Annotated in this window: 18 protein-coding genes; 7 read left to right on the forward strand and 11 right to left on the reverse strand. The window is 63.1% G+C overall.

Going from position 1 to position 16,498, the window contains the following annotated elements:
- Positions 1-24 precede the first annotated feature (24 nt).
- Positions 25-972: a putative 2-dehydropantoate 2-reductase gene (locus tag C4Q26_RS02735; protein WP_104882691.1), complete on the reverse strand. Its 948-nt coding sequence runs from the start codon at positions 970-972 to the stop codon at positions 25-27.
- A 236-nt stretch (positions 973-1,208) separates the two neighbouring features.
- Between C4Q26_RS02735 and C4Q26_RS02740 the strand changes: the two genes are divergently transcribed.
- Positions 1,209-2,285 (forward strand): 3-deoxy-7-phosphoheptulonate synthase, encoded by a 1,077-nt coding sequence (locus tag C4Q26_RS02740; protein ID WP_023379664.1) that lies wholly within the window; start codon positions 1,209-1,211, stop codon positions 2,283-2,285.
- A 64-nt stretch (positions 2,286-2,349) separates the two neighbouring features.
- Here C4Q26_RS02740 and C4Q26_RS02745 read toward each other — a convergent pair whose 3' ends face one another.
- Positions 2,350-2,631, reverse strand: coding sequence for a GNAT family N-acetyltransferase (locus tag C4Q26_RS02745; RefSeq protein WP_023379662.1), 282 nt, complete (start codon positions 2,629-2,631; stop codon positions 2,350-2,352).
- Positions 2,632-3,137: 506 nt separating this feature from the next.
- Here C4Q26_RS02745 and oprI point away from each other — a divergent pair.
- Positions 3,138-3,389: an outer membrane lipoprotei OprI gene (oprI, locus tag C4Q26_RS02750; RefSeq protein WP_003259780.1), complete on the forward strand. Its 252-nt coding sequence runs from the start codon at positions 3,138-3,140 to the stop codon at positions 3,387-3,389.
- 137 nt (positions 3,390-3,526) lie between these two features.
- On the opposite strand, the gene C4Q26_RS02755 is transcribed toward oprI, so the two are convergent.
- The 3 genes from C4Q26_RS02755 to C4Q26_RS02765 all read right to left on the reverse strand — a co-directional run bounded on the left by C4Q26_RS02755 (position 3,527) and on the right by C4Q26_RS02765 (position 5,556).
- On the reverse strand, positions 3,527-4,504 hold the full coding sequence (locus C4Q26_RS02755; RefSeq protein ID WP_023379660.1) for a L,D-transpeptidase family protein: 978 nt from the start codon (positions 4,502-4,504) through the stop codon (positions 3,527-3,529).
- A 106-nt stretch (positions 4,505-4,610) separates the two neighbouring features.
- The gene (locus C4Q26_RS02760; protein WP_023379658.1) at positions 4,611-4,892 is read right to left on the reverse strand and encodes a hypothetical protein; all 282 of its coding nucleotides are present in this window, start codon (positions 4,890-4,892) and stop codon (positions 4,611-4,613) included.
- 58 nt (positions 4,893-4,950) lie between these two features.
- Positions 4,951-5,556: an arylesterase gene (locus C4Q26_RS02765; RefSeq protein WP_023379656.1), complete on the reverse strand. Its 606-nt coding sequence runs from the start codon at positions 5,554-5,556 to the stop codon at positions 4,951-4,953.
- A 10-nt stretch (positions 5,557-5,566) separates the two neighbouring features.
- Between C4Q26_RS02765 and C4Q26_RS02770 the strand changes: the two genes are divergently transcribed.
- Both C4Q26_RS02770 and C4Q26_RS02775 read left to right on the forward strand, forming a co-directional pair.
- Positions 5,567-6,250, forward strand: coding sequence for an ABC transporter ATP-binding protein (locus C4Q26_RS02770; RefSeq protein ID WP_023379655.1), 684 nt, complete (start codon positions 5,567-5,569; stop codon positions 6,248-6,250).
- On the forward strand, positions 6,250-8,757 hold the full coding sequence (locus tag C4Q26_RS02775; protein WP_104881975.1) for an ABC transporter permease: 2,508 nt from the start codon (positions 6,250-6,252) through the stop codon (positions 8,755-8,757). Before C4Q26_RS02770 ends, C4Q26_RS02775 begins: the two co-directional genes overlap by 1 nt.
- A 50-nt stretch (positions 8,758-8,807) precedes the next feature.
- Here the strand turns inward: C4Q26_RS02775 and greB are convergent, their stop codons facing one another.
- The 4 genes from greB to C4Q26_RS02795 all read right to left on the reverse strand — a co-directional run bounded on the left by greB (position 8,808) and on the right by C4Q26_RS02795 (position 11,831).
- Positions 8,808-9,284 carry a transcription elongation factor GreB gene (greB, locus tag C4Q26_RS02780; protein ID WP_023379651.1) on the reverse strand — a complete coding sequence of 159 codons (477 nt, stop codon included), beginning with the start codon at positions 9,282-9,284 and terminating at the stop codon, positions 8,808-8,810.
- Between the two features lie 78 nt (positions 9,285-9,362).
- Positions 9,363-9,671, reverse strand: a complete 309-nt coding sequence (locus tag C4Q26_RS02785) for a hypothetical protein (protein WP_023379649.1) — start codon at positions 9,669-9,671, stop codon at positions 9,363-9,365.
- 203 nt (positions 9,672-9,874) lie between these two features.
- The gene (locus tag C4Q26_RS02790; RefSeq protein ID WP_023379647.1) at positions 9,875-10,312 is read right to left on the reverse strand and encodes a DoxX family protein; all 438 of its coding nucleotides are present in this window, start codon (positions 10,310-10,312) and stop codon (positions 9,875-9,877) included.
- A 112-nt stretch (positions 10,313-10,424) separates the two neighbouring features.
- A complete protein-coding gene (locus C4Q26_RS02795; protein ID WP_104882692.1) occupies positions 10,425-11,831 on the reverse strand; it encodes a transglycosylase SLT domain-containing protein in 1,407 nt (468 codons plus the stop codon).
- 159 nt (positions 11,832-11,990) lie between these two features.
- Between C4Q26_RS02795 and C4Q26_RS02800 the strand changes: the two genes are divergently transcribed.
- The 3 genes from C4Q26_RS02800 (at position 11,991) to C4Q26_RS02810 (ending at position 14,799) form a co-directional block, all read left to right on the forward strand.
- The gene (locus C4Q26_RS02800; protein ID WP_104882693.1) at positions 11,991-12,788 is read left to right on the forward strand and encodes a TatD family hydrolase; all 798 of its coding nucleotides are present in this window, start codon (positions 11,991-11,993) and stop codon (positions 12,786-12,788) included.
- Between the two features lie 88 nt (positions 12,789-12,876).
- Positions 12,877-14,355, forward strand: coding sequence for a methyl-accepting chemotaxis protein (locus C4Q26_RS02805; RefSeq protein ID WP_023379644.1), 1,479 nt, complete (start codon positions 12,877-12,879; stop codon positions 14,353-14,355).
- A 75-nt stretch (positions 14,356-14,430) separates the two neighbouring features.
- A complete protein-coding gene (locus C4Q26_RS02810) occupies positions 14,431-14,799 on the forward strand; it encodes an Mpo1-like protein (protein WP_023379643.1) in 369 nt (122 codons plus the stop codon).
- Positions 14,800-14,836: 37 nt separating this feature from the next.
- Here C4Q26_RS02810 and C4Q26_RS02815 read toward each other — a convergent pair whose 3' ends face one another.
- Complete coding sequence (locus C4Q26_RS02815; protein ID WP_027906796.1) at positions 14,837-15,634, reverse strand: acyl-CoA thioesterase II; 798 nt, start codon at positions 15,632-15,634, stop codon at positions 14,837-14,839.
- Between the two features lie 86 nt (positions 15,635-15,720).
- The gene (locus C4Q26_RS02820) at positions 15,721-16,491 is read right to left on the reverse strand and encodes a CHAD domain-containing protein (protein ID WP_256583366.1); all 771 of its coding nucleotides are present in this window, start codon (positions 16,489-16,491) and stop codon (positions 15,721-15,723) included.
- Positions 16,492-16,498: the final 7 nt, after the last annotated feature.

Below are 16,498 nucleotides of genomic sequence, written 5' to 3' on the forward strand. Positions count from 1 at the left end.
CCGGGGCTGCACGCCTGGGCAGGCTCAGGTGCGGCGACTGTCGCGGTCGATGAATGCCAGGGCCTTATAGAGCATTTCCATGTTCGGCAGGCGGCAGCCGGCGGCGTGCGCCTGGGCCAGCGGTTCGGCGTAGATGGCTTGCAACTCCAGCGGGCGGCGCTGGGCAAAGTCGTGATACATGCTGGGCCAGTAATCAGGCATCTGCTCGGTCATGCGAAACAGCTGTTCAGCGTAACCTTCAGGCAAGGCATGCCCGCACGCTTTTGCGCCCAGGACGACTTCCGCCATCAGCGCCTGAATCAATGCCCGGCTGTCGGCGTCGGCCATCAGTGGCGTAGTGCTGGCCCGCAACAGCACCGACAGGCCGTTGTAGGGCACGTTCCACACCAGCTTCTGCCAACGCGCCTGGTCAAGGTTGCTCATGGCCTTGGAGTCGATTCCCGCTGTACGGAACAATCCGGCGCCCTCTTCGACGATCGCCTCGCCGCCGTCCGTGGCCGGCCCGCTGTGATAGCCCAGGTGGACCGCCCCCAGGGCTTGATGTCGGATCAGCCCCGGTGCCTGTCGGTTGACGCAGATGAAACACAAGCCACCCAGCAGGTGCAGGTCGTCGCGCAGAGCCGGGCGCAGCTGCGTTTCAACCCCAAGGCCATTCTGCAGCAACACCACGCGGGCGCCCGGCGCAGCTGCCTGCATGATCAGCGGTGCCAGCTCGAGATTGCTGGTTGCCTTGGCTCCCACCAGCAGCCAATCGCACTGCGGCATGTGCGCGACGTCAGCATAGGCCTGAACCTCCATCCGCACCTCACCGTGTACCGCACTGTCGAGCCTCAACCCCTGCTGACGCACCACGTCGTATTCACTGCGCAACAAGAAGTGCACATCGAAGCCGGCGCGCAGCAGCATCAGCCCATAAAAGCCACCGATGGCGCCACTGCCGATGATGCCGATACGCGGTTTGCGAGAATGCATAGGGGGACTCCAGGTAAAGGACGGTGAGCATTTTTACACCGGTTTGTCGATGCGAAGCACCTGATTCACCATCAGGCGCCCAGGGCTTTGGGGAAAAACCCCGCAACGACGGGACTCAGCCCATTGTCGCGCCCCCCTTAACGCGCTAAGGTTCGGCTCCCCGCTGCGAATTTTCTTGCTGCTGGGCCGCACGGGGATTGCTGGCGGCCGGCACCCGTGACCTGACGAGTAACACGATGGCTGATTTACCGATCGATGACTTAAACGTTGCCTCCAACGAGACCTTGATCACCCCTGATCAGCTCAAGAAGGAAATCCCCCTCAGCGCCAAGGCCCTGCAGACCGTTACTGCCGGCCGCGAAGTGGTGCGCAATATCCTCGACGGCAAGGACCACCGCCTGTTCGTCGTGGTAGGCCCCTGCTCGATCCATGACATCAAGGCGGCTCATGAATATGCCGAGCGCCTGAAGGTCCTGGCCGAAGAGGTTTCCGACACGCTGTACCTGGTCATGCGCGTGTACTTCGAGAAGCCACGCACCACCGTCGGCTGGAAAGGCCTGATCAACGACCCGTACCTGGATGACTCGTTCAAGATCCAGGATGGCCTGCACATTGGTCGTCAGTTGCTGCTGGACCTGGCCGAAATGGGCCTGCCGACCGCCACCGAGGCGCTCGACCCGATTTCCCCGCAGTACCTGCAGGATCTGATCAGCTGGTCGGCCATCGGCGCCCGCACCACTGAGTCCCAGACCCACCGCGAAATGGCCTCGGGCCTCTCTTCGGCAGTGGGCTTCAAGAATGGCACCGATGGCGGCCTGACCGTGGCCATCAACGCCTTGCAGTCGGTCTCCAAGCCTCACCGCTTCCTCGGCATCAACCAGGAAGGTGGCGTATCCATCGTCACCACCAAGGGCAACCCTTACGGCCACGTGGTACTGCGCGGCGGCAACGGCAAGCCGAACTATGATTCGGTCAGCGTCGCCTTGTGCGAACAGGACCTGGCCAAGGCCAAGATCAAGGCCAACATCATGGTCGACTGCAGCCATGCCAACTCCAACAAGGACCCGGCCCTGCAGCCTCTGGTGATGGAAAACGTCGCCAACCAGATCCTCGAAGGCAACCAGTCGATCATCGGCCTGATGGTCGAGAGCCACCTGAACTGGGGCTGCCAGTCGATCCCGAAAGACCTGAGCGAATTGCAGTACGGCGTCTCGATCACCGATGCCTGCATCGACTGGAGTGCCACCGAGAAGACCCTGCGCAGCATGCGCGCCAAACTCAAGGATGTGCTGCCGCAGCGCAAACGCGGTTAAGCCACGCCCAATGAAAACGCCGGGCATCGCCCGGCGTTTTCGTATCTGGCGTCCAGCGCCGGTATCAGACTTTGCTCGAATGGCGCTGCTGGCGTTCCATGTAGCGCTCGACGTAAGAGCACGATGGGATCACCGTGTAACCCATCTGATCGGCGTACTCCAGGGCCTTCTCGGTCAGCGCTGCGGCAATACCGCGGCCGCGCAGGGCGTTCGGCACGAAGGTGCGATAAATGTCCAGCGTCTGCTTGCCCAGGTCCATGTACGTCAGGTAGGCACGGTGACCGTCCACATTGGTCTCGAACTGATGACCGGCCTGGTCATGGTGGATAGTCAGCGCTTCACTCATCACTACTCCTCACAGGCCTTTATGGCAGGCCCTTACCTTAACCGATGATGGTTTATCCGGCGGAGGAACCTCTACGCCACCATTTGCCCCTTGGACCTCGAGGCGATTGCAATCGTTCGGTCGGCTGGGCACTCACAAATAGTAGGCGCCGCAGGCAGGATTGCTCAAGGTGGGAGCGATTAAAAAGCTCGGAACTCCACGGCGAACCACCCACCCTGGACTCCGGAACAGCAGCCGGATGCTCTTGGGCTTAAGACGTCAACCGACAGTTAAAGTCACCGTTAGTTCAACAAAAAAGTTCCCACGCTACAAACGCTTGCGTCACCTGTACGGTTTTTTCACAAATCCCCTACAAATCTTGTCGGCTACCCCTTCGCCAACATTTTTTTTGCAGTTCTTGCGCTTAGTCAGTTTACTTACTACAAGTAATGGGTACTATGTACGCCGGCCAGTTTCTCTTTTCCGAGAGATGGCTATTTAATAGAAAGTCCTTGAAGGGGAACACGATGAACAACGTTCTGAAATTCTCTGCTCTGGCTCTGGCCGCAGTTCTGGCTACCGGTTGCAGCAGCGTATCCAAAGAAACCGAAGCTCGTCTGACTGCGACTGAAGACGCAGCAGCTCGCGCTCAAGCTCGTGCTGACGAAGCCTACCGTAAGGCTGACGACGCACTGGCAGCCGCTCAGAAGGCTCAGCAGACCGCTGACGAAGCCAACGAGCGCGCTCTGCGTATGCTGGACAAAGCCAGCCGCAAGTAATAATCCTCACGGATTGTTGAGAAGCCGACCCACTTGTGGGTCGGCTTTTTTATTGCCTGTCGTTTTTACCTGCCTGTCTGCGGCAGAAACGAAAAGGCCTGCACTAAGGCAGGCCCTAAAGGCATCGCGAAACGGCTTTACTGCAGTTCAGCCGGGATGCTCGACACCATCGGTGCCGCACCCTGGTTGTTGACCGGCACTGCAATTTCAACCGGCATGCCATCTTCCGCGGCGACTACGTCACGCACCATGTCCCAGTTCATGCGCAGGTTGTTGGCCAGGTCTTCACGCTTGAGCAACGCGTTGATGACCGCGGTGTGCTTGTCGACCACCGATGGGTTGCCATGATCGTCCAACGGCGTGTGAGCCTCCAGATAGACCTTGCCACCACTGATACCGAACTTGTAAGGCTCGTTGATGATACGAACCGGCGTACCCACCGGCACCATCTTCGACAACTCCAACACGTTGTTGTTGAGCATGCGGAAGCAACCATGGCTGGTACGCATGCCAATACCGAACTTTTTGTTCGAACCGTGGATCAGGTAACCCGGCACGCCCAGGGTGAACTTGAACGGGCCCAGCGGATTGTCGGGTCCTGCTGGCACCACCGCAGGCAGGATGTCGCCATCGGCAGCGTGCTCGGCACGGATCGAAGCAGGTGGTGTCCAGGTCGGGTTGGGCGTCTTGGCGGTGATCTTGGTGTTGGCGATCGGCGACCCCCAACCTTCCCGGCCGATACCCAGTGGGAAGGTGTGCACGACGTTTTGCCCTTTCGGGAAGTAGTACATGCGGTATTCGGCAAGGTTGATGACGATCCCTTCACGCGGGCCTGGCGGCAGCACATAACGGGTCGGCAGGATGATTTCGGTACCGGCGCCCGGCAGCCACGGGTCGACACCCGGGTTGGCGGCGATCATTTCAAGGTAGCCGAGGTCGTTGGCCGTGCCGATGTCGGCAAAGGTGTCCTCGTACTTGGCCTTGATGACCTGCACTTGACCGACGACGTCTTCACCGGGTGGCGGCAAGGGCAGCTCCAGCGCGACGGCGGGCCCAGCTACCAGCAGGGCGACCAGGGACAGGCTACGGGTGACGGCGGGAAAGCGCGGCAACATCCGGTAAATCCTTCGAAAGATGGGTCAAGACAGTCGATTGTACACCCGCCCTGTTGGGAACGGGAGGCATTGACGAGCTGCATGCGTTTCAGATGATGAAAGGTGCTCAGAGTTCCGGCCACACGGGGCGCATCCCCCGCCGCTGGGCCTCGAGAATTGCCCGGCACAACGTGCACAGACGGTTGTCGCGATAGATCGAGCGCTGCACACCCGACCAGCGTGGTTGCGCCGGCAGCAAACCGCCACACAGTGTGCGATCCACGGGCACCCCCAGCTCGAGCTGACGGGCCACCAGATGAACGCGGATTTCCTGGCACGCGAACAGGTCGAGCTGTTCGTCGGGCTCGATCAGTTGGTAGGCATACAAGGACCAGGCAGGACGCGGCATTGGGGGCTCTCGAAACGGGGGGCGCAACATTAGCCGAAAGCCGGCCCCGTTAAAAGCGTCACAGCAAGGGTTTTATCGCCGGCCAGGCATTTTCCAGCAAGCGTGTCTGGGCGCCCTGGGCCGGGTGGATGCCATCCGCCTGCATCATCTCCGGTACACCCCCCACACCTTCGAGGAAAAACGGCACCAGCGACACCTTCTTTTGCGCTGCCAATTGCTCGTATACCTGAGTGAAGGCCGTGGTATAGCGCACCCCGTAGTTGGGCGGTAACCGCATGCCCAGCAGGACGACCTTGGCGCCCGCGTCATGGGACTGGTCGATCATCGAGGCAAGATTTTGTTGCAATTGCTGCGGAGGCTGACCACGCAGCCCGTCGTTACCGCCCAACTCCAGTACCACCAGGGTCGGCTTATGCGCTGCAAGCAGCGCCGGCAGCCGCGCCTGGCCTCCGGCACTGGTATCGCCACTGATCGACGCGTTGACCACCTGATCGTTGAAACCCTCGCGTTTCAGGCGTTGCTGCAACAGGGAAACCCAACCTTGGCGGCTATCCAGCCCAAAACCGGCGCTGATACTATCGCCAACAACCAGCAGTGTTCCCGCTGCCGCGCTCTGGGCCAGGCAAAACAGCGCCAGACCGGCACTCAACCACCACACTCGCATTGGATTCTCCATGGGCCCCAGCATTCTCGTTGCGCAGAACCTTAGCAAAGTGGTCCCAAGCGCGGAAGGTGACCTGACCATCCTCCACGCCCTCTCCCTTGATCTCGCCCAGGGCGACAGCCTGGCCATCGTCGGTGCATCGGGCTCGGGCAAGTCGACCCTGCTCGGCCTGCTCGCCGGGCTGGACCGCCCCAGCGCCGGCAAGGTCATCCTCGCAGGCCAGGACCTGGGGCCACTGGACGAGGACCAGCGCGCACGGGTGCGTGCCGAGCATGTCGGCTTCGTGTTCCAGTCGTTCCAGTTGCTCGACAGCCTCAACGCCCTGGAAAACGTGATGCTGCCGCTGGAGCTCGACGGTCGTCGCGATGCCCGCGAACAAGCCCGCACCTTGCTCGAACGCGTCGGCCTGGGCAAGCGCCTGAGCCACACGCCTCGCCAACTGTCCGGTGGCGAGCAGCAACGGGTAGCCATCGCCCGGGCATTTGCCGCGCATCCGGCGGTACTGTTCGCCGATGAGCCGACCGGCAATCTGGACAGCCATACCGGCGAGCGCATCAGCGATCTTCTATTCGAGCTTAACAAGGAACGCGGCACCACCCTGGTGCTGGTCACCCATGACGAGCGCCTGGCCCAGCGCTGCCGCCGCCAGATCCGCCTGGACGCTGGCCGCCTGGTGGCCGCTGCGGAGGTCTGATGACCCACATGCCCTTTTCCCGCCTGTGCGGCTTGGCCGTGCGCCAACTGCTGCGCGACGCCCGCGCCAGTGAAGTGCGCGTGCTGTTCTTCGCCCTGCTGGTCGCCGTGGCCGCCAGCACGGCCATTGGCTACTTCGGTGCCCGCCTCAACGGCGCCATGCTGTTGCGCGCCAGCGAGTTCCTGGGCGCAGACCTGGTGTTGCAGGGTAGCTCGCCCGCCCGCCAGGACCAGATAGACGCCGGGCGATCTCTGGGACTGAGCCATGCGCAGGTGGTCGAGTTCACCAGTGTGGTGGGCGGTGACGCCGGCATTCAGTTGTCCAGCATCAAGGCCACCGATAGCGCCTATCCGCTTCGAGGGCAGGTGCGCAGTGCCGCTGCGCCTTATGCGCAAGAAGCGCCTGGTGGCGGCCCTGCCCCCGGTGAAGCCTGGGTCGAGCCGCGTCTGCTGGCGGCACTTGGGCTGTCGATTGGGGACAGTATCGACGTGGGTATGAAACCCTTGCGCATGAGCCGCGTACTCACCTACGAGCCAGACCGCGCCAACAACTTCTATAGCCTGACACCCCGGGTGATGATGAACCTCGCGGACCTGCCCGCCACCGGGGTCATCCAACCCGGCAGCCGGGTGACCTATCGCGACCTGTGGCGCGGCGAAGGCCCGGCCCTGGCGCAGTATCGCCAGACCCTCGAAGGCGGGCTGGCGGCTAACCAGCGACTGCGCGATACCCGCGACGGCAACCAGCAGATCGGCGGCGCCCTGGGCAAGGCCGAACGTTACCTGAACATGGCCAGCCTGGTGGCGGTGCTGCTGGCTGGCGTGGCGGTGGCCTTGTCGGCCAGCCGTTACGCGGCACGACGCCTGGACGCCAGCGCGCTGCTGCGCTGCCTGGGGCTTTCCCGCCGGCAGGCCCTGGGACTGTATTGCGTGCAACTGGCCCTGCTCGGCCTTGCCGCAGCCCTGGCTGGCGCCCTGCTCGGCTGGCTGGCGCAGCTAGGCCTGTTCCGCCTGCTCGAAGGTCTGTTACCGAGCGTTGTACCACCCGGTGGTTTGACGCCAGCGCTAGCGGGAATCGGCACCGGCTTGGTGGCCCTGGCCGGCTTCGCCCTGCCCCCGATCGCCGCTCTCGGCCAAGTGCCACCTTTGCGGGTGTTGCGTCGTGACCTGCTGCCCGTGCCACCGAGCAGCTGGCTGGTCTACGGGGCGGCCTTGCTCGCACTGGGTCTGATCATGTGGCGCCTGAGCCTCGACCTGCTGCTGACGTTCGCCCTGCTGGGCGGTGGCCTGCTTGCCGCACTGGTGCTCGGCGGTTTGCTCTTGCTGGGCTTGCGCAGCCTCAGGCGGCTGCTGGCCGGTGCCCCCCTGACCTGGCGCCTGGGGCTGGGCCAACTGCTGCGCCACCCCATGGCCGCCGCCGGCCAGGCCCTGGCGTTCGGCCTGATTCTGCTGGCCATGGCTTTGGTCGCACTGTTGCGAGCCGAACTGCTCGACACCTGGCAAGCGCAATTGCCCAAGGACGCGCCCAACCATTTCGCCCTGAATATCCTGCCGGACGATCGCGAACCGTTCGCCGAACGTCTGCGTCAGGTCAACGCCAGCACAGCGCCGCTCTACCCGGTCACGCCGGGGCGGCTGATCCGGATCAACGACCAACCCGTGCAGCAGGTCGTCAGCAAGGACTCGGCGGGCGAGCGCGCGGTACAACGCGACCTTAGCCTGACCTGGGCCGCCGAACTGCCCGAGGGCAATACGCTGACCGCCGGCAACTGGTGGCAGGTTCCGCCGCCCGTCGACCAGATTCCTGGTGTTTCCGTCGAAGCCGAACTGGCCAGCAGCCTCAAGCTGCTCATGGGCGACCTGTTGACCTTCGACATCGGCGGCCAGCAGCGCCAGGCCCGGGTCACTAGCCTGCGCAGCGTGCACTGGGACAGCTTCCAGCCGAACTTCTACATGATCTTTCAGCCTGGCACGTTGCAAGGGCTACCGACCACCTACCTGACCAGCTTCTACCTGGGGCCTGGCCACGACCTTGAAGTAGTGGCACTGTCACGGGCATTTCCGGCGGTGACCATTCTCCAGGTCGATGCCTTGCTTGAGCAGCTACGCAGTATCCTTGCCCAAGTCACCCTGGCAGTCGAATACGTCCTGTCGTTCGTGCTGGCGGCGGGCCTGGCAGTGCTGTTCGCCGGGCTGCAGGCGACCCTGGACGAGCGCATCCGCCAGGGTGCATTGCTCCGTGCACTGGGTGCGCCGCGACCGCTGCTGGTCAAGGCCCGGCGCATCGAGTTCGGCTTGCTGGGCGCTGTCAGTGGCACGCTCGCGGCGTTGGGGTGCGAGCTGATCACGCTGGTGCTGTATCGCTATGCCTTCGACTTGCAATGGAGCCCGCACCCCTGGCTGCTGGTGCTACCGCTGGCCGGCGCGCTGCTGGTGGGTGGCGCGGGCGTGTTGGGCACGCGACGGGCATTGAACGCCAGCCCGCTGGCCGTCCTCAGAGAAAGTTGAAACCCCGGATGCCCACGGCAAGGTCCGCTGCTGGCCATAGCGGACCCACGTCAGGGGGTGGAATAGGTAATCTTGGTGATGTACCAGACAGCTTCGCCAGCCGGCGTCGCGACGACCACCTCGTCGCCCTCGGACTTCTTCAGCAGTGCCCTGGCCATCGGCGAGTCGATGGAGATGTAATCCTTGCGATCATAGATTTCATCGTAGCCGACGATACGGAATGCCTTGGTGTCGCCCTCGACGTCCTCCACTTCGACCCAGGCTCCGAAGAATACCCGCCCTTCCTGCTCTGGCGAGTAATCCACCACCTTTACATCTTCAAGGCGCTTGCGCAGGTAGCGTACGCGGCGGTCGATTTCCCGAAGCAGCTTCTTGTTGTACTGGTAATCGGCATTCTCGCTCCTGTCACCCAGCGACGCTGCCCATGCCACTTTCTGGGTAATTTCCGGCCGATACACTCGCCACAAATGGTCGAGTTCACCTTTCAAGGACTCGAAGCCATGGCGGGTGATGATGTTTGTTGGCAACTCTGACCCCCGACAACGTCTGATCAACGAACAGTCCGGGGCCAAGCATACAACAATCCATCAGTGCCTGAACCGCTGTCAGCGGCGGGTGATCAGGCCCTGGCGTGCAATGCGGGTGAGGTGGCCGATGACCTGGCCGGCATCCTGGGCTGTGGGTGCCTGGATCACGGCAAGGTCGAAGCGGTCGTTGCCGTACTGTTCGAGGTCGAAGCAGGATTCGGCGAACTGGATGAGAAACGCACGGGCCTGGCCTTTACGGCGCGACAAGCCTTCGAGATGACGCAAAAGCGTGGGCTGATGCTGGCCGCCGAGCAGGATGCGCGGGGTACGGGACGCCTGGTTGGCAGGCAGTGGGGTCAAGCAGACACTGGTACGTGGACAACTCATGGAGCATCTCTCCGCCTCGCGAATCCCGCTGGGCAGCGGTGGGAGGCGTCACCGAACCAGCGCTTTAGCGGTATTTCGGATGACCCGGAGGGGGCTTATCCCGCGCCCCGCAAGTAGCTGTTTAAATCGGCGCAGGCGGTATCCTAGAGCGAGAAGCGGCAAGCTGCAAGTAGACCTTCATCGCAGCTTGCCGCAGACCGATTTCAGCGGGCGATCAAACGGTCCAGCGAGAAGCGACCCGCGCCCTCGATGAGCACCGCCACGGTACCGGCCAGCAGCGCCAGGGCGAACTCGTAGCCGTTGTTGGACATGAACAAGCCGTTGCCGATGTGCACCGAGAAGATCGCCACGATCAGGGTCACGGTCAGTGCCAATGCAGCAGGACGGGCCAACAAGCCGATCACCAATGCCAGGCCGCCGAAGAACTCTGCGCTCCCCGAGAGCAGGGCCATCAGGTAGCCAGGTGCCAGACCGATGCTTTCCATCCATTGGCCAGTGCCTTCCAGGCCGTAGCCGCCAAACAGGCCGAACAGTTTCTGCGCGCCGTGGGCCATGAAGATGATGCCGACCAGAATGCGAATGACGCTAAGACCTGCGCCGGCACGGGTGGAGAACAGGGCGTTGAGAGTGGTGGTGTTCATTTCGAGACTTCCTTGAGTAAGCGGTGTGTGTTGGGATGGGCGCCATCTTAATCAAATTAACGGATAGTAAAATCGCAAAATAACGCTAACCACTATCGATATATTCGATACTTTAACGCTTGGCCACTCGCTCCAACACCGCACGCTCGCGATTGAACGCCAGGAAGTATTTATTAACGCTGTTGACGAAGTTGACCGGCCCCATCCCCACCTGCTCCATGGCGATGCGCTCGGTTTGGAAGAACCATTGGTTACCGTTGAGGCCTCGGCGCCGAGCCTCGGCACGCATGGCTTGGACGCGCTCTGGCCCGAGGTTGTAGGCTGCCAGTACGAAGGCCATGCGTTCACGCTCGTTGATCTGCGCACTGGCGAAAAACTTGCGGCGAATCATCGCCAGGTAGCGGGCACTGGCCTGGACGTTGCCATCGACGGTCGCGGTATTGCTCACCCCCACCCGCTGCGCCGCCGAGGGTGTGATCTGCATCAGCCCGTGGGCCCCTCCACTGCCACGGGCACTTGGGTTCAGAGTGGACTCCTTGAACGCCAGCGCGGCCAGGTTCAACCAGTCGATCTGCTGGGCCTGGCCGTGCTTCTGCAACACCGGGCGCAGCGAGGCCAACCGCTGGCGGTCCTTCTTGGCCAACGGGTCGTGCACACGGTACTGGCGTCGATAGATGCGTTCGAATGCCGCATCCTGGTTGTCCGGTGCACGGTAGACCTGCAGGAAACGGTCGACGGTGGTCAACAGCTGCGGTGCATCGCGCCGGACATACCACCGTATGGCCTGCGGCCTGCCCACTTGCACCCGGGTGTCGAGACGAAGCCGCGGCATCACCTTGGCCCAGCGCTGCGCAATGGGCCGCTCGACCAGGGTCAGGTGGTAGATGCCGGCCTGGACCATCTCCAGCACGTCTTCGATCGCCAGGGTCGCATCGACCCACTCCACCTTGATCGGCGGCCGCTTGCGCAACGCCAACTGCTGGTTGAGCTGTTCGATCACCGGGCCGGCGGCGCTGGCACTGGTCAATGCCACGGTGCGACCCGACAGTTGCTCGACCCGGCTGAAGCTGCGTTCGCCCTTGCGCCCCACCAGCACCAGCGGCACCAGGTCCAGCACCGGAGCGCTGGTGTCGACGCCGCGCACCATGGAGGGGTCGAGCAACTCGCCCGGCGCGGCCAGGTCTCCTTCGCCACGCTGCAGTGCACCCAGCAATTGCTCCTTGGCCCTGGGGATCAGCTTGAGCTGAATCTGCTGGCCGTCACCCGCGCGGGCGTTGAGGTAATGCTCGAGCGCACGCAGGCGATAATACTCCAGGCCAACCGGCTCGCCCTTGACCTCGCCCGAGCTGTTGCGACTCTGGTTGACCAAGACCCGCAACACTTTACTGGCGCGGACGTGTTCCAGATCACGGACATTGGCAGGCGGCACGCTCTGCTGAGGGCCAGGCAGACGCGGCTGGGCCTGGCCGGTCGTGAGCAGCCCAAGCGTCAGCAGCAAGATGAGCAGGTATCGCAGCATGCTAGAACGTGTCCGAGGTCGGGAGGCGGCATCCATGTGGCACAGGCAGCTCGTAATAAACGGCGGCAGAAGACCACGGCAACAGCCTGAAGTTCTTGGCTTTTTTCCGAATATCGCGCTTTTTGCTATGCTGGCCGCCCCGCGGCACGAGGTAGCACCATGCAACTGATCGATATCGGCGTCAACCTGACCAACAGCAGCTTTCATGATCAACAGGCGGCCATTGTCGAACGCGCCATCGAGGCCGGTGTGGCGCAGATGGTCCTGACGGGCACCAGCCTGGAAATCAGCGAACAGGCCCTGGCCCTGTGTCAGCAGCTCGATGCAGACGCCCGCCACCTGTTCGCCACCGCCGGTGTGCACCCCCATGACGCCACATCCTGGGATGCCGACAGCGAACGCCAGTTGCGCCAACTGCTGAACGAACCAAGGGTGCGTGCAGTCGGCGAATGCGGGCTGGATTTCAACCGCGACTTCTCCCCTCGCCCGCTGCAGGAAAAAGCCCTGGAAGCCCAGCTGGCGCTCGCCGCCGAATTGCGCCTGCCGGTGTTCCTGCACGAGCGCGACGCCAGCGAACGCCTGCTGGCGGTGCTCAAGGACTTCCGCGACCACCTGCCTGCCGCTGTGGTGCACTGCTTCACAGGCGAGCGCGCGGCGCTGTTCAGCTACCTGGACCTCGACCTGCATATCGGAATGACCGGCTGGATCTGCGATGAACGCCGGGGAACCCACCTGCACCCTCTGATTGGGAACATCCCCGAAGGCCGGCTGATGCTGGAGAGCGATGCGCCCTATCTGCTGCCGCGCAGCCTACGGCCAAAACCGAAGAATGGACGCAACGAGCCAGCGTTCCTGCCCGAAGTATTGCGCGAGGTGGCCTTGCATCGTGGCGAATCGCTGGAGCACACCGCCGCCCACACCACGGCAACGGCACGGGCCTTCTTCGGGCTCCGTTGACGCATATCAACACAGGCGCTGGCTTGCCCGGGCACAATGATGGCACCTTGCCAACAATGTTCCCGCTCAACTCAGAGAAGACCTGCCCATGGGTGCCTGGATTAGCAATGTTTCCCTGAAGTACAAGTTCTGGGCCGTCAACGCGGTGGCCTTCGTCACGACCCTGCTACTGGTGCTGTACGCCGTGCACCTGGAGCAACGCGCCCGGGCGGAAGCCGCGCAGGGCCAGGCATCCGCCCAGGCAGCGCTACTGGCTGCCTGGCCAACCGGGCAAGCCCTGCCCGTGCAGGCCAATGTCATCACCTGGCAGTCCGGGCAAACTCCAACCTATGCCGGCGAACCCGTGGAAGGCCTGCGCGATGCCCAGGGCTGGGTCGAGTTACCCGCCGCCTGGATCCTCGGCGACAACCCGCTACGTGGCGCCCAAGTACTGCGCCATGGCAACCAGCAGGTTGCGGTGCTGGCCGCTTCGCCGAGCCTGCGCCAGGTGTTCCTTGACCGTTTCACCAACTATGCAGTGTGCGTGCTGATCCTGATGCTGGCGATGCTCTGCGCGTCGCAACTGTTGATTCGCTTCCTGCTGAGCCAACTCAACACCCTCAAGGACGTCATGCTGCACGTGGAGAAAACCGGCGACTTGTCGGCGCGGGTCCCCTTGGCCTGTGGCGATGAAGTCGGCCAGATGGCCGGTGCCTTCAATGCCATGCAGTCGACCTATCACCGCGTGGTCAGCACCGTGGCACGTACCGCCGCGCAACTGGACTCCGGCGCTGCGCGCCTGGCAGCGAGCATGAACGAGGTGCGCCACGGCATGCTTGGCCAACAGAGCGAAACCGACCAGGCCGCCACGGCCATCAACGAGATGTCGGCCACCGTGCATCACATCGCCCAGCACGCCGGCGCCACCCGCGACCTTTCGCAGACCGCTGATACCTTGGCCGGGAGCGGCAAGGATGTCGTCAACCGGGTTCAGGATTCGATCTCCGGGCTGTCCAGCGGCGTGCAACAAACCGCCGAAATGATCCGCCAGCTCGCTGATGACAGCCAGAAGATCAACGGTGTGGTCAGCGTCATTCACAGCATTGCCGAACAGACCAACCTGCTGGCACTCAACGCCGCTATCGAGGCCGCCCGCGCCGGCGACCTGGGCCGCGGTTTCGCCGTGGTCGCCGACGAGGTGCGCAACCTGGCCAAGCGCGTACAAACCTCCACCGACGAAATCACCACCATGGTCGCGGCGCTGCAGTCCGGCACCCGCGATGCCGTCGAGTTCATGCAAGAGAGCTCGTACAAGGCTGACGACTGCGTCAAGCAAGCGCAGGAAGCCGGCATCGCCCTGGCAGAGATCACTGACGCCGTGGCGCAGATGCGCGAGAGCAATACCCAGATCGCCGTGGCCGCGGAGCAGCAAAGCCAAGTCGCCGAAGAGATGAATCGCGCGGTGGTGAGCATTCGCGACGTGACCGAAGAAACCGTGCAGCAGACCGTCGGCTCGGCCACCACCAGCAGCGAACTGGCGACCTTGGCCGGGGAACTGAACAAGGCTATTGGCCAACTCAAGCTATAGTCACCATAGCCAGCGTCGATTGGCTGCCGATCCTCGGCGGCACTAAGCTTTGGGCATGACCGAGAGGAAATGCCCATGAGCAAACGTCTGCCCAATCTGCCCGCCTGGCAATGGCGCGGCTACCATCACAACCACCGCCACCCCACCAACCTGGTGCTCCACCTGATCGCGGTGCCGCTGTTCATCCTGGGCGCGCTACTGGTGCTATCGGGTATCGTCGCGCTGGACTTGGGCCAGATCGCAGTCGGTGTCATCGCCCTGATCGCAGGCCTTGGCATGCAGCGCCAAGGCCATCGCCTGGAAGCCGAGCAACCGGAACCCTTCGCCAACCGCAAGGATGCCGTAAAACGCCTGCTGACCGAGCAGTTCATCACCTTTCCGCGGTTCGTGCTCAGCGGCGCCTGGTGGCGTGCCTGGCGAGAGCGACACAAACATCGGCGTTGAAGCTCCTCCCTCCTGTGGGCGTCCTGCTTCGCACCCGCTAGGCGAATACCGTGACCGTTTGCCGGCTCAGCGCCAGCAACTCACCGTCGGCCGTCCACAGGGCTGCCGCCGCGTGTCCGTAGCCATCGCGGGCATGTTCGGTTTCGACGCAATAGCGGCACCAGTCCAAGGTCGACAGTTTCGGCGTCGGCTGGATGAACTCGATGGTCCAGGTCAGGGTACTGCCCGCCGCCGGCTGTTTCAGGAAGGGCATCAGGCTGGGCGGCCAGGCATCGACCAGGGCGAGCAGGTGAGCTACGTTGACCTGCGCCTGTGCAACATCGCGCAGTCGCACCCAGCCCCCCATCTGCCGTGATGCATTGCCGCTGAACGGTAGACCACCGATCGCCCAGCGCAGGGCCACATGGCGCATGAACTCCGGGGTGACTCCTTTGATATAGGGAAGCTCCGGGGCAGACGCTTCGAGCGCCTTCATGGGGATCGCAGGCTGTGCTGGCACGTCGACCACCGAAGGCCGCCCCGCACCAAAATTGCCTTGGATCAGGGTGACGACCTGACCACCTTGCACGGCTCGGCCCAGCAGCGTGCTAACCGCCTTGCCCTCGCGCAGCACCTCGGCCTCGAAGCGTATCGGTACATCGGGGGCAGCCGGGGCAACGAAGCTGATGGCCAGCGAACGCACCGGCCGATCGTCAGGCAGTTTCAAGCTCATGGCCTTGTAGACCATGGCCGCCATGAGGCCACCGAACACAGCGCGGCCCTGGGCCCACTCAGGTGGGATGCTGATGGGTTCGGATTGCGCTCCTACAGCATTGAGCAATTGATCGAAGTTCACGGGGCAAGGCTCCTCGGGCAGGCATATGAGGCCATACTAAAGGCCCTGCCACGAGCCATCAGCCCGCATTTCGGTCATTTGCAGGGCTATCTGTGCTCAAGCGCCGCCTGCAGGGCATCCAAGGTGACATCGGACTGACGCTCGGCCTCATGCAACTCCTGCTCCCAGTCCGCACCGCAGGAGGCTAGGTCCGCCTGCTCGCGAGCCTGTATCAGCCATTGCAGCCGATCATGCCAGTCGCCCAGGTCACCCTGCGCACGCTTGAGCAGACGCCGCAGTTTCTTCCCCGTATGCCCCAGTTGCGGATAGGCTTCATCACCATAACGGGCTCGCTTGATCAGCAAACGCAAGCGATGCCGGTCATGGGCAGGGTCGGCCAGCGCCTTGCGCAATTTGCGCCATTGCTTGTCCAGACGCTTGTCGATGCGCCTGTCGAGCGACTTGGTCAGCCCCTCGCGATCAGCCGCACGCAGGAACAAGGGAAACGCATCGAGAATGGCCAGCACCCGGCCTAGTTGCGCGCTGTTCGCCACGCTGGCGAAGGTATTGCCCCGCCCTTCCAGACGCCGCTTCCCCGCCTGGACGATGCCACGGCGAACCAGCTCTGTACCCAGCACCTCACGGTCTCGCAATGGCGTGGTCAGGCTACCCAACGCCCTGGCGGCATCTTCCAGTTGCTCCACCCCAGGCAACCCGCGCAACGGCCGCAACAGGCTACGCAAGCGCCGTAGGCTGGTGCGCAGATCATGCAGCGCCTCGCTGTCGGTATCGGCAGCCAGACGCTCGCGACTCGCCAACAGTCGCACCTGCAGGTTCAGGATCTGGGCAACGACATGATCGAGCATGGTGGTGGACATATGACGC

It is taken from the genome of Pseudomonas sp. SWI44 (assembly GCF_002947915.1).
Lineage (GTDB): Bacteria > Pseudomonadota > Gammaproteobacteria > Pseudomonadales > Pseudomonadaceae > Aquipseudomonas > Aquipseudomonas taiwanensis.